The 13,054-nt window shown below is 40.3% G+C and carries 11 protein-coding genes; 10 read left to right on the top strand and 1 reads right to left on the bottom strand.

What is annotated here, in order from left to right:
* The first annotated feature begins 33 nt into the window (after positions 1 to 33).
* From KQI91_RS09905 to KQI91_RS09890, 4 genes are all read left to right on the top strand, one after another.
* Positions 34 to 936, top strand: coding sequence for a M14 family zinc carboxypeptidase (locus tag KQI91_RS09905; protein WP_216392609.1), 903 nt, complete (start codon positions 34 to 36; stop codon positions 934 to 936).
* A 159-nt stretch (positions 937 to 1,095) separates the two neighbouring features.
* A complete protein-coding gene (miaB, locus tag KQI91_RS09900; RefSeq protein WP_216392608.1) occupies positions 1,096 to 2,529 on the top strand; it encodes a tRNA (N6-isopentenyl adenosine(37)-C2)-methylthiotransferase MiaB in 1,434 nt (477 codons plus the stop codon).
* A 105-nt stretch (positions 2,530 to 2,634) separates the two neighbouring features.
* Positions 2,635 to 3,093, top strand: a complete 459-nt coding sequence (locus KQI91_RS09895; protein WP_216392607.1) for a DUF6465 family protein — start codon at positions 2,635 to 2,637, stop codon at positions 3,091 to 3,093.
* A 3-nt stretch (positions 3,094 to 3,096) separates the two neighbouring features.
* Positions 3,097 to 4,047 (top strand): tRNA dihydrouridine synthase, encoded by a 951-nt coding sequence (locus KQI91_RS09890; RefSeq protein ID WP_216392606.1) that lies wholly within the window; start codon positions 3,097 to 3,099, stop codon positions 4,045 to 4,047.
* A gap of 68 nt (positions 4,048 to 4,115) precedes the next feature.
* Here the strand turns inward: KQI91_RS09890 and KQI91_RS09885 are convergent, their stop codons facing one another.
* A complete protein-coding gene (locus KQI91_RS09885) occupies positions 4,116 to 4,616 on the bottom strand; it encodes a hypothetical protein (RefSeq protein ID WP_216392605.1) in 501 nt (166 codons plus the stop codon).
* Positions 4,617 to 4,882: 266 nt separating this feature from the next.
* Here KQI91_RS09885 and KQI91_RS09880 point away from each other — a divergent pair, with 266 nt between their 5' ends.
* From KQI91_RS09880 to mutL, 6 genes are all read left to right on the top strand, one after another.
* The gene (locus KQI91_RS09880) at positions 4,883 to 5,839 is read left to right on the top strand and encodes a PD-(D/E)XK nuclease family transposase (protein WP_216392604.1); all 957 of its coding nucleotides are present in this window, start codon (positions 4,883 to 4,885) and stop codon (positions 5,837 to 5,839) included.
* A 594-nt stretch (positions 5,840 to 6,433) separates the two neighbouring features.
* Complete coding sequence (locus KQI91_RS09875) at positions 6,434 to 6,616, top strand: hypothetical protein (RefSeq protein ID WP_216392603.1); 183 nt, start codon at positions 6,434 to 6,436, stop codon at positions 6,614 to 6,616.
* A complete protein-coding gene (locus KQI91_RS09870; protein WP_216392602.1) occupies positions 6,616 to 7,200 on the top strand; it encodes a GNAT family acetyltransferase in 585 nt (194 codons plus the stop codon). Before KQI91_RS09875 ends, KQI91_RS09870 begins: the two co-directional genes overlap by 1 nt.
* Before the next feature lie 84 nt (positions 7,201 to 7,284).
* Positions 7,285 to 7,470: a hypothetical protein gene (locus KQI91_RS09865; RefSeq protein ID WP_216392601.1), complete on the top strand. Its 186-nt coding sequence runs from the start codon at positions 7,285 to 7,287 to the stop codon at positions 7,468 to 7,470.
* A gap of 676 nt (positions 7,471 to 8,146) precedes the next feature.
* Positions 8,147 to 10,789 carry a DNA mismatch repair protein MutS gene (gene mutS / locus KQI91_RS09860; RefSeq protein WP_330654530.1) on the top strand — a complete coding sequence of 881 codons (2,643 nt, stop codon included), beginning with the start codon at positions 8,147 to 8,149 and terminating at the stop codon, positions 10,787 to 10,789.
* A gap of 69 nt (positions 10,790 to 10,858) precedes the next feature.
* Positions 10,859 to 13,003, top strand: a complete 2,145-nt coding sequence (mutL, locus tag KQI91_RS09855) for a DNA mismatch repair endonuclease MutL (RefSeq protein WP_216392600.1) — start codon at positions 10,859 to 10,861, stop codon at positions 13,001 to 13,003.
* The last annotated feature ends 51 nt before the right edge of the window (positions 13,004 to 13,054 follow it).

The following is a 13,054-nucleotide window of genomic DNA, read 5'->3' as shown; positions in this document are numbered from 1 at the left end:
ATGTATTTGTCTATACGCACAGAGGGAAGAGATATGATCAATACAGCTACAACATTCTGTACTTATGAGAATCTTTATTATGAAATGTGGGAAACGGCAGGACGCTATACAGAAGTAGCGCAGTTTCAGGTGATTGGAAAAAGTCACGATGACCGGATGATTCCGATGGTAAAACTGGGACATGGAGCCACAGGCATTTTCTGTCTTGCAGGCTTACATGGTCTGGACAGGCAGATGCCATTCTATTTACTTGGGATGCTCAAAGAATATGCCAGAGCATGGGAAAACAAATGGAAGTTAGAAGAACTTTATGATCTTAGAGAATTGCTGGAAAAATGGTCGATTTATTTTATTCCACTTTTGAATCCGGATGGATATGAAATTTATGAAAAAGATTTTTTTGCGATTCGCAATCCGATTTATCGACAGATGCTCCGGATGCAGGAGATTCCGTGCAAAGAATTTGCCTGCAATGGCAGGGGCATTGATCTTCGAAAAAATTTTCCAACACATTATTATCGAAGAAAGCAGATTCATCGACAGCCGGCAAGTGAGAATGAGACGAAAGCACTGATCAGGGTGTTTCAGGAATGTCCGGGCAGAGGTCTTCTGTCTTTTGGATATGCTGAAAGATGTATTGTATATTTTCGACAATCTCAGTCGTTTGCCACAAATCAGAAGAATTATCGTCTGGCGCGGCATCTGCAGAAAGAAGCAGGCTTGAAAACAGACAAAAAGAAATATCATCTGGATGATGTGGACCCGGCAGGGAGAAGGGGATATGGATCTCCTGAGCAGTTTTATGCAGAAATTTGCCGTCAGCCATCTTTTCGGATTGAGATTCCTTCAGGAGAACGGCAGGAGTTTTCGACACAGGAGCAGACAGAATACAGAGAAATACATACTTTGCCGTTAGAATATCTTTTTTCTCTGTAACACATTGTCAAGAATATTCCCTTGACAGTGCAGAAATGCTTGCACTGACAGATAAATTCCTGTATATTAAATAATAGTGCTTTGAATGCAGAAAAACTGTACAGTTCAAAGCGATTTGTCAAGAATCAGTATGTTTATAGAATGAAGGAGTCATACGAAATGATAAACGAATCCTCAAAAGGACAGAATACAAGTGCAGAGGAGACTCTGCGTCAGCGTTCTTTTATAGAACTTGCGCAGGCTCTGACTGCCCAGAAATCCAATACGCTTGGACGACCGCTGACATATTGTCTGACTACATTTGGATGTCAGATGAACGAAAAGCAGTCTGAAGCAGTAGCAGGAATCATGGATGAGATCGGCTACCACAGACAGGATAAGGAAGATGCGGATGTAGTCATCTATAATACCTGTACAGTTCGTGAAAACGCAAACCTCAAGGTATATGGCAGACTGGGACATCTGCACAGCCTGAAAGACCGCAATCCGGATATGAAGATCATCCTTTTTGGATGTATGATGCAGGAGCAGCATGTGGTGGATAAGATTAAAAAGTCCTATCCATTTGTCAATCTGGTATTTGGTACACATAATATTTTTAAGTATGCAGAACTGTTTTACGATATGCTGCAGTCAGAACAGCAGATTGTAGATATCTGGGAGGGAACAGACCAGATTGTAGAAGACCTTCCGACGGAGAGAAATTATACTTTTAAGTCAGGGGTTAATATTATGTTTGGCTGCAATAACTTCTGTAGTTATTGTATCGTTCCGTATGTAAGAGGACGTGAACGCAGTCGTGAGCCGGAAGCAATCGTCAAAGAGGTAAAGCGACTGGTATCAGACGGTGTATCTGAGGTTATGCTGCTGGGGCAGAATGTAAACTCTTATGGCAAGACACTGGAACACCCGGTGACATTTGCCCAGCTTCTGGAAATGCTGGAAGACGTAGAAGGACTGAAACGTATCCGTTTTATGACTTCTCATCCGAAGGATCTGTCAGACGAACTGATCGCAGTAATGGCAAAGAGCAAAAAAATCTGTCATCATCTGCATCTTCCGTTACAGTCAGGAAGCAGTCGCATTCTTAAGATCATGAACAGACGGTATGACAAAGAAAAATATCTGGATCTGGTAAACAGAATTCGCACAGCGATTCCGGATATTTCTCTGACAACGGATATCATTGTCGGTTTTCCGGGAGAAACAGAAGAAGATTTCCAGGAAACACTGGATGTGGTTGCAAAATGCGGCTATGATACAGCATTCACATTCCTGTATTCGAAGAGAAGTGATACACCTGCTGCCAAGATGGATAATCAGGTTCCTCAGGATGTGGCAAAAGAACGTTTTAATCGTCTGCTTGCACTGGTACAGCAGGAGGGACGCAGACGTTCGTCAAGATTTGAAGGTACTGTACAGGAAGTTCTGGTAGAAGAAGAAAGCAAAGAAAAAGGAATATTTACAGGAAGAACGGAATACAATCTTCTTGTACATTTCCCGGGAAGCGCAGATCTTCTTGGCAGGTATGTCAAAGTAAATCTGGACGAATGCCACGGATTCTATTATATGGGATCGCTCGTGGAAGAATAATTGAATAAAAAAATGGATAAATTTGACAGGTCACGATGTTTTGTGGTACTGTTACGAAGAAGCGATACAACAAACAGTTGTAATTGTTTACAGGAGGAAAATATTATGAGAAAAAAAAGTGTAAGAACCACAGCAAAATCAACAGAAGCAATCACAGAGACAGCAGCAAAGGTTAAAGAAACTGTAAAAGCAGCAGCAAAAAAAGTAGAAGAGGCTGCACCGGCTGAGAAGACAGCAGAAGTAGTAAAAGAAGTTGCTGCCAAAGCTCCGGAAGCAGTTCAGAAAGCAGAAAAAACTGTAAAGACTGCAACTAAAACTGCAGCTAAGACAGCTACAAAGGCTGTTCGCAAAGCAGCAGGCGCAAAAGTAAAAGAGGTATCTCTTGAAATCTTTGAGACAAATGTATCTCTGAAAGATGTAGAAAAGGCAGTTAAAAAAGCAGTAGCAGACAAAGGTCTGACAGGAGATATCTGCATTTACATCAATGCAGAAAGAAGAGCAGCATATTATACTGTAAATCAGGAAGGTTCTGACGAATACAAGGTAGACCTTGGAAATTTATAATCTATGAGGTTATATCTTGCACCACTGGAGGGAATTACAAATTATATTTACCGCAGAGCACTGTTTCAGTGCTTTGATGGTTTTGACAAATATTTTATTCCGTTTATCAGAGCAAAGCAGAATCTGAATTTCAGTGGAAGAGAAAAAAAGGATATTTCACCGGAAAACAATGCAGGAATGTATACAGTGCCACAGATATTGACTAGAAATGCAGAGGATTTTCTTCGCACGGCGAGTCAGCTGCAGGAATATGGCTATCAGGAAGTAAATCTGAATCTTGGCTGTCCGTCAAAAACGGTAGTCACAAAGGGATGTGGTGCAGGATTCCTTGAGAGACCAGAGGAACTGGAGCGTTTTCTGGATAAGATCTTTAGTGGAACAGAGATGAAGATTTCTGTGAAAACACGTCTTGGAATGGAAGATGCAAAAGGATTTTCTCGTCTGATGAAAATCTATAATCGTTTTCCTATGGAAGAACTGATCATTCATCCGAGAGTTCAGAAAGATTTTTATAAGAACACGCCTGATCTGGAGATGTTTGGTGAGGCTCTGGTATGCAGTCAGAATCCGATTTGCTATAATGGGGATATTTTTTCACCAGATGCTTTTCGCAGGATTAAAGATCGTTTTCCAGAGGTGGAGTGCTTTATGATGGGACGTGGGGTACTTGCTGATCCGTCTCTGGCCCTGGAAATCAAAGGAGGAAAGGCGGCGGAAAAGACAGATATCCGTAAGTTTCATGATCTTTTGTATCATACATATCGTGAAGAAGTGTCAGGAGACAGGAATGTGCTGTTTAAGATGAAAGAGCTTTGGTTTTATCTGGCACCGATGTTTGAAGACAGTAAGAAGTATGCAAAGAAGATCAAAAAGAGCGAGAAATGTGCAGTATACGAAAGTGCGGTGAACGAATTGTTTGCCAACTGCCGTTATACCGGTGTACAGAAACAGTAAGAATACAGAAATAAAAAGGAAAGGTTCAGAGCAATAATACACAGCTCCTGACCTTTCCTTTTCTGTTTTTAAAATGCATTATCTTCATCTGCAACATCGCTGTCGGAGGTATCTGTTGTGTCAGATGGAAAATACTCCCAGGTATCATCCGAAGAATCAATAGTGTCTGTAGTATCGTTTGTGGTGTCGTCTGACGGATAATCAATCTGATCTGCCGGATCAGTACTTCCTGGGGTAGAGGCATCTTCATCCACAACATCACTGTCAGAAGTATCTGTTCCCGGATCATAATAAGTCTGATCAGAAGAATCTGAAGTGGTATTATCGGAAGAATCCGAATCATTATAGTCATAATTGCTTTCTTCGGTATAGATTGTAAATCCGGCATCTTCCTCCTGCGAAGAACGGATCGCCTCTGCTTCGGCAGCTGTTTCAGGTGCTTCTGTTATTGTTGCCCTGGCCCTGGCAGCAACCGCAGCATCTTTTGGAACAATCGCATAGACAGCAAACATGGCACAGCAGAACAAAAGTGTCATGATCGCGATATGAACTTCATCTCTGTATCTCATAAATACTCCCTCTTTTATGTGTAATGATTATTTTCTATCAGTATAACATGAATTTGGAGAGTTTTGTAAAGAAAAATCTACCAGAACAAAAGCCCTAAATTTTTTATTTAAATTCCACTGCATAAGCTGGCGGTGGAATTTAAATAAAAAATTTAGGGCAGAAAATCTATAGACAATTGGATGTTGTTGAAAATACAGATTTAGAGTATAATAAATATATAGCCGAAGAATAGTTTTAGAAGTGCTGTAGAAAAGGAGAAAGACTTTTGAATACAGAAATCAAAAATACGATTCTTACGACAGATAAAGACGCACAATATGATGAAAGTGCGAAACGATTACTTGGTCAGAAAAGTATACTGGCCCATATATTAGTAAAGACCGTTGATGAATTTGCAGGGATGGATCCGAAAGATGTGGTTTCTTACATTGAAGGCGAACCATTTATTAACACTGTCCCGATAGAAACTGGTCTTACTAATACTGTTATTAAAAATGATGAATCTCGTGTGGTTGGTCTTAATTCTGAAAACCCGGAACTTCATGAGGGAATGATACGATTTGACATTATATTCTATGTCAGGATGAAGGATGGATTGTCGCAGATTATTATCAATGTAGAAGCTCAAAAGGACGAACCAAATGGGTACGATATATTGAATCGGGCAATCTTTTATGTAAGCCGTATGATTTCATCACAAAAGGAAAGAGATTTTTCAAATTCAAATTATAATGATATCAAGCGAGTCTATTCCATTTGGGTCTGTATGAATATGCCGGAAAATAGTCTGGAACATATTCACCTGATGAAAGACAGTATTGTAAATTCCCATGCATGGAAAGGTAAACTGGACTTAATTAATATCGTAATGATTGGACTTGCTGAAGAACTTCCGAAGCATGAGGAGAAATACGAGTTACATAGATTACTGGGGGCATTATTATCTCAGGATTTAACAGTAAACGAAAAACTGGATATCATTGGAAATGAATATGCGATTCCAATGGAAAAAGATTTCAGAGAGGATGTGAGTATTATGTGTAATTTAAGCTTGGGAATTAGAGAAGATGCAACTGAAGCTGCAACAAAAGCAACAACATTAAAATTTGTTATAAGTATGTACAAAAAGGGTTATACAGCTGCTCAGATCGCGGATGTGGCTGAAATGGACGAAAAGCAGATAAAAGAGATTATAAAAAATGCTGAGTTATTGCCAGTATAAAATGTAAAAATTGACCTGATTATGCGGATCTTATGCAAATCGGATGTTCGGCGGGGTGTTACGATAAGCATCTCGCCATTTTTATTACAGGATTAAATTTCAGAGAAATATTTACAAAGGGCTGAGGAATCTGGAAAAGAGTTGTTGAAATTTATTGATGTTATTTCTAGATGCATATTTCCGGCTATTGCAGATATATGGCGTCCATGGCGATGGGATATAAAAATAAATACTAAAATGAGAGATATGTTAAAAATATATACTGAAAATGTGGCAGTGAAATTTCGGTATCTACGTTAACCCGCATAAATACAGGAAATATGCGGGTTAACGACTCATGAACTTCTATCGGTAAATGGTACTCAGTGGTAGGGAATATGCTCAAGTAGTAACAAAAACTGGGTAAAAATGTGGTCATAAAACAACCTAGACATTTTTTTCTGATGATTGCATGGCACTGAGAAACGAATTTGCAATTATCTATTTTTATATAAACTATTAAATAAATTTCGCCGGTTGATTATTACACGGCATTTGTATATAATAAAGAAAAAGAGATTATAAATCTATAGCCAGCAAAGAGGAGGTGTTGTTATGGCTACATCAAGTATTTTAACTAATGTTGTTATTAAGGATTCAAAAAAAGCAGAAGTACTTGCAAATGCACTGGAAGCATCCAGTCGTGATCCGAAACGTAAGCCTTCTGCACCAACGATTCCGGTACTTACAGATGTGAACGCTGTTAGAAGATTTTTTGCACAGAAAGGGCAGAAATAGTGAGCAATTATGCAGTCATGAATATTTTGGATTTTATGGATGTGATTGGAGAGGACAATTTGAAGGTTGTCCTCTCTGAGTTTTCATGTCCGAAAAATCTGGAAATAGAAGAGTTTATGCGAAAAAATGCAATTGAATTTGCCAAAAGGAAAACCTCAATTACATATCTTTTAGTAGATGATGAATGTAGAATACATGGTATTTTTGCAGTAACACATAAAGCACTGCAGGTTATGGGACAAGAATTGTCTGGTACTGTAAGGAAGAAATTGCAGAGATATGCACAGGCAGATGAAGAAACGGGCGAATTAACATTATCTGCATTTCTGATTGGTCAATTTGGGAAGAACTATCAATATACAGATATAGCAACTATTACTGGAGTTCAGTTGATGGATGCGGCTTTTGAAGTTTTAGAGAATGTACAGCATCAGATTGGTGGAGGAGTTGTATATCTTGAATGCGAAGAAAAACCGCAGCTTTTGAAGTTTTACCAAAATGATATAAACCGTTTTAGAATATTCGGAGAAAGATATTCAGAAAAAGATCAGACGAAGTATATTCAATTACTTAAAACTTTTTAAAGGAATAAGAAAAACGATATAAATGTTGTTGGAAATGAATATGCGATTCCAATAGAAAAGGATTTCAGAGAGAATGTGAGTATTATGTGTAATTTGAGCCAGAAAATTAAAGAAACTGGAATTGAAACAGGAATTGAAATGGGCAAACGGGAAATGATCATGAAAATGTACAATAAAGGTTATACAGCTGCTCAGATCGCGGACGTGGCTGGAGTAGATGAAAAGCAGATTCAAGATATTATAAAAAATGCTGAGTCATTGTCAGCATAAAATGTAAGAATTGATTTGATTATGCGAATTTTGTGCAAATCAGATAATTGGCGGGGTGTTACAATATGCATCTCGCCATTTTTTATTGCAGGATTAAATTTCAGAGGGATATTTACAAGGGGCTGAGAAATCTGGAGAAAAATATCAGAGATGGACAGGTTGCGGGGGATGATTATGGGGCAGTGCAGAGAAAAGGGAATGAGTTGATGCAATAGTAGGAAGCTTGCTGTTGACCATAGAAAAATTTGAGGGTGATGACAGGCTTTTTTCATATGTAGGTTCGCGAAAATTACAAGAGACGATGGGAAAAAGTATCAGTTATCAATGCATAACATATGAAGAGCAGAAGTATTGTCTTAATTGAAAAATCCTGATACAATCATTTCAAGCAAAAGATCTATTGCAAACTTAGTGGAATAAAAAATCATTAAATTTATGATTGGTGTCAGTTAAAAGTAAAGGTTTAATATATATTAAGCGTTGAAATCGAAAATTTTCTCATCACGACATCTTGAACCCATTGTTTATTTATGTTAAACTTAATAAGTTTCAAAAATGTAACTAACCACTGCCTGGCCATGTTTATACACAGTCATAAAAAACAAATTTTACTGTGTCAAAAACATGGTCAGATTTAAGATAAAGGCGGCGTAAAGCCGCATAAATAAGGAGTTTTATGAGTAGTAAGAACATGTCACCGATGATGAGAGAGTACTGCAAAACAAAAGAGAGTTATAAGGACTGTATCCTTTTTTATCGCCTTGGTGATTTTTATGAGATGTTTTTTGATGATGCGCTTCTTGTCTCGAAGGAGCTGGAACTGACTCTGACAGGCAAGGACTGCGGTCTGGAAGAGCGGGCACCAATGTGTGGAATTCCGTTTCACGCAGCGGAAACGTACATCAAGCGCCTGATTGAAAAAGGACATAAAGTGGCAATCTGCGAGCAGGTAGAAGACCCGAAGAAAGCAAAGGGGCTTGTTAAAAGAGAAGTTATCCGTGTAGTCACACCGGGAACAACTCTGGATGCTACATCACTGGATGAATCCAGAAACAATTACCTGATGTCAATTGTTTCCATGGAAGATCATTTCGGATGTGCCATTGCAGATATCACCACAGGAGACTGTTTCCTCACAGAAGTGGACAAACCTCAGAAACTTCTTGATGAGATCAACAAATTTGTTCCTGCGGAAATTATCTGTAATGACGCTTTTTTTATGAGCGGAGTTGATACAGAAGATTTGAAAGACCGTCTTCGAATCTGTATTTTTCCATTAGACAACTGGTATTTTGATGACAGTCTTTGTCAGCGTACTCTAAAAGAACATTTTCATGTAAATACACTGGAAGGACTTGGACTGCAGGATTACGACAGCGGTGTGATTGCAGCGGGTGCACTTTTCCAGTACTTAAATGAAACACAGAAGACAGCTCTGTCGCATATGGCAACGATTCATCCATATACTGCTGATAAATTTATGCTGATTGACAGCTCCAGCCGTCGTAATCTGGAGCTGGTTGAGACACTTCGTGAAAAACAGAAACGGGGATCCCTTCTCTGGGTACTGGATAAGACCAGGACGGCCATGGGAGCACGTACTCTTCGTGGGTATGTAGAACAGCCGCTGATTGATGCAGAAGAGATTAACCGCAGACTGGCAGCAGTTGAAGAATTGACACAGAAACCGATGCTACGTGATGAAATACGTGAGTATCTGAATCCGATCTATGACCTGGAACGTCTGATCAGCCACATCAGTTATCAGTCTGCGAATCCGAGAGACATGGTTGCGTTTGCGTCTTCGCTGGAAATGATTCCGTATATCCGCCAGGTGCTAAAGGAGTTTGAAGCTCCGATTCTGAAACAGATCTTTGAAGATATGGATCCATTGGAGGATGTAACCGATCTGATCAAGCGTGCGATTACAGATGAACCGCCTCTGGCGCAGAAAGATGGCGGCATTATCCGTGAAGGATACAATGCAGATGTAGATAAATACCGTCGATCAAGAACCGATGGCAAGAAGTGGCTGGCAGAACTGGAAGCCAGGGAAAAAGAGCGTACAGGCATTAAAACGCTGAAGATCAAATACAGTCGTGTATTCGGATATGCACTGGAAGTAACGAATTCTTTTAAAGATCAGGTGCCGGATAATTATGTCCGCAAACAGACACTTACGAATGCAGAGCGTTATATCACGCAGGAACTCAAAGATCTGGAAGATCTGATTCTGGGCGCAGAAGATCGTCTGTATGCACTGGAGTATGAATTGTTTGCAGATGTGCGTGATAAAGTCGGACAGGAAGTTGTCCGTATACAGAAAACTGCCAAAGCGATTGCAGCACTGGATGTTTTTGCTTCACTTGCACTGGTAGCAGAAAGAAATAATTTCGTAAAACCAAAGATTAATGAAAATGGTGTCCTGGATATCAAAAATGGTCGTCATCCGGTTGTAGAGCAGATGATCGAAAATGATATGTTTATTGCCAATGATACATATCTGGATAATCAGAAAAAACGAGTTTCCATTATCACTGGGCCGAATATGGCAGGTAAATCAACCTATATGCGCCAGACGGCTCTGATCGTTCTGATGGCACAGATCGGAAGCTTTGTCCCGGCAGAAAAAGCAAATATTGGCATCGTAGACCGTATCTTTACTCGTGTTGGCGCATCGGATGACCTTGCAAGCGGGCAGAGTACTTTTATGGTAGAGATGACTGAGGTGGCGAACATCCTTCGAAACGCCACATCCAAAAGTTTACTGATTCTGGATGAGATCGGACGAGGCACAAGTACGTTTGACGGTCTGGCAATCGCATGGTCGGTGATCGAGCATATCAGCAATACAAAGCTCTGTGGTGCCAAGACTTTATTTGCAACACATTATCATGAATTGACAGAACTGGAAGGCAAGATTCCGGGAGTCAATAATTATTGTATTGCAGTCAAGGAAAAGGGCGATGATATTGTGTTCCTTCGTAAGATTGTCAAGGGCGGTGCGGACAAGAGCTACGGCATTCAGGTAGCCAAGCTTGCGGGTGTGCCGGATTCAGTCATTAACCGTGCCAAAGAACTGGTAGATGAGCTCAGCGATGCGGACATTACTGCAGCAGTCAAGGATCTGACTGCACCAAAGAAGAAACAGAAGATTGTGTATGATCAGGTAGATATGGCACAGATGTCATTGTTTGATACGGTACAGGATAATGATATCGTGGATGAGATTCGAGATCTGGATATGACACATCTGACACCAATGGAAGCTATGAATATTTTATATAACTTACAGAACAAGATCAAAAATCGCTGGTAACGATCAGGAACAGGAGTACTTCGGGAATGTTATTTTTCGTAGGTATCATTCCGATAAATGGAGGTTGCTTTGAGAAAAATTGCAGTTTTAGACCAGAACACAATTGATAAGATTGCAGCAGGAGAGGTGGTAGAACGCCCTTCCTCTGTTGTAAAAGAGCTTGTAGAGAATGCGATAGATGCAGGAGCAACGGCAGTAACCGTAGAGATTGCCGATGGCGGTAAGAAATTGATCCGTATTACAGACAACGGATCAGGAATGGAGGCAGAGCAGATTCCTCTTGCATTTCTGCGGCATGCGACCAGTAAGATTGAAAAAGTAGAGGACCTGGAGCATATCGCATCGCTGGGTTTTCGCGGCGAGGCACTTTCCAGTATTGCAGCAGTTTCACAGGTAGAACTGATTACAAAAACACCTTCGTCTGTCAGCGGTTCCCGCTATGTGATCGAAGGTGGTCAGGAACATTCTCTGGAAGAACTGGGTGCACCGGAGGGAACAACCTTTCTGGTTCGTAATCTTTTTTATAATACACCGGCAAGAAGCAAGTTCCTGAAGTCTGATATGACGGAGGCAAATTACATCCACACACTGATGGAACAGCTTGCATTGTCCCATCCGGAGATCTCTTTTAAATATATTCAGAATAAACAGGTGAAACTGCATACATCCGGGAACTATAGTGTGAAGGATGTTATTTACAGTGTTTACGGAAGAGAAATTGCCAGAGCACTTCTGGAAGTTTCTCAGGAAAATTCCTTTATGAAGATTGAAGGCTTTGTTGGAAAACCGGAGATTGCAAGAGGTAATCGTTCCTTTGAAAATTATTATATTAATGGAAGATACGTCAAAAATAATATCATTACAAAAGCAATCGAAAATGCCTACAGAGGATTTCTGATGCAGCATAAATTTCCGTTTGTATCCCTTCGAATGGAAATGGAGGGGAATGATCTGGATGTTAATGTGCATCCGGCAAAGAGGGAAGTCCGTTTTGCCAGAGAGCAGGAAGTTTATGATGCGGTTTATGATACAGTACGGGCGGCATTAACAAAAAGAGAAATGATTCCGAAAGTATCTGTAGACAGTTCTTCTGCGAAAGAAGAAAAGGCGGAAAAGGTATCGCGTGCCGAGGTACCGGAACCATTTGAGCAGAAGCGCCGCGCGGAACTGTATGGAGTACAAAAGCCAGCGTTATCTGCAGAGAGGAAGCCAGTTGTTAAAGAACCGACAGCTCCCTATCGTTCAACTTTTTCGAAAGATGAAGAAAAAATGTTCAGCGGGACACTGCGTGAAAATCAGAAATTAGATGAAGAGAAGAAACTGGCAGAAAGACAGACTGTGCCAAAGTTGCCGGAGAATTTCCTGGAAAAAGTAAAAGAAAAAGTAAATACCGAAGGCGAAAAAGCAGAGCAACAGGATAAATCAAAGTCTGAAGAACAGACGGTATCAGTACAGAAGATAGAGGAAACAGTACTGAGAGAAACCGGACAGTCGGAGAAAAAGGCTGTTCAACCGGAAATACCGGAAATGCTTGAAGAAAAAGCGGAACAGCCGGAGGAGATACCGGTAAAAGAGGAACAGGCCCCTCCACAGCAGCTTGAACTCTTTGAGGAAAAACTGCTTGTACCGGAATCCAGAAGTCGTATTGAACTGATTGGACAGATTTTTGATACTTACTGGCTGGTACAGTTTGAAGATAATTTTTATATTATTGATCAGCATGCTGCTCACGAAAAAGTATATTATGAGCGTATGGTGAAACAGTTCCGGGAACATTCGATTGATTCTCAGTATCTGAATCCTCCGCTGATTGTAACATTAAGTATGCAGGAAGAGGAAATTCTCAAATCTAATCTGAATTATTTTGAACAGTTTGGTTTTGAGATTGAGAATTTTGGTGGCAGAGAATATCGGATCAGTGCAGTACCGTCCAATCTATATGGACTGACAGAAGAAGAACTGTTTCTGGAAATGCTCGATAATCTGGCATCCAATAATAGTAAAGATACATTGGATATTTTTGCGGCAAGACTGGCAACAATGGCCTGCAAGGCAGCAGTTAAAGGAAATCATGCCATGTCACCGCAGGAGGCTGAGAAACTGATCGATGAACTTCTGACACTGGAAAATCCGTATCATTGTCCACATGGTCGACCAACGATCATTTCGATGACCCGGACAGAACTGGAAAAGAAATTCAAACGAATCGTATAGTAAAAATCTACAGGACGGTCAGATGAAATGACCGTTCAGGAACATACAGGA

The sequence above is a fragment of the Blautia sp. MSJ-19 genome, assembly GCF_018918125.1.
Lineage (GTDB): Bacteria > Bacillota > Clostridia > Lachnospirales > Lachnospiraceae > Blautia_A.
Note: the sequence above shows the minus strand (reverse complement) of the source record. Positions and strands in the feature narration are given on the sequence as shown.

Bases quoted from the DNA above. Each gene is read 5' to 3' on its own strand.
- KQI91_RS09905 (WP_216392609.1), top strand. From the start codon at position 34: ATGATCAATACAGCTACAACATTCTGTACTTATGAGAATCTTTATTAT.
- miaB (WP_216392608.1), top strand. From the start codon at position 1,096: ATGATAAACGAATCCTCAAAAGGACAGAATACAAGTGCAGAGGAGACT.
- KQI91_RS09895 (WP_216392607.1), top strand. From the start codon at position 2,635: ATGAGAAAAAAAAGTGTAAGAACCACAGCAAAATCAACAGAAGCAATC.
- KQI91_RS09890 (WP_216392606.1), top strand. From the start codon at position 3,097: ATGAGGTTATATCTTGCACCACTGGAGGGAATTACAAATTATATTTAC.
- KQI91_RS09885 (WP_216392605.1), bottom strand. From the start codon at position 4,616: ATGAGATACAGAGATGAAGTTCATATCGCGATCATGACACTTTTGTTC.
- KQI91_RS09875 (WP_216392603.1), top strand. From the start codon at position 6,434: ATGGCTACATCAAGTATTTTAACTAATGTTGTTATTAAGGATTCAAAA.
- KQI91_RS09865 (WP_216392601.1), top strand. From the start codon at position 7,285: ATGTGTAATTTGAGCCAGAAAATTAAAGAAACTGGAATTGAAACAGGA.
- mutS (WP_330654530.1), top strand. From the start codon at position 8,147: ATGAGTAGTAAGAACATGTCACCGATGATGAGAGAGTACTGCAAAACA.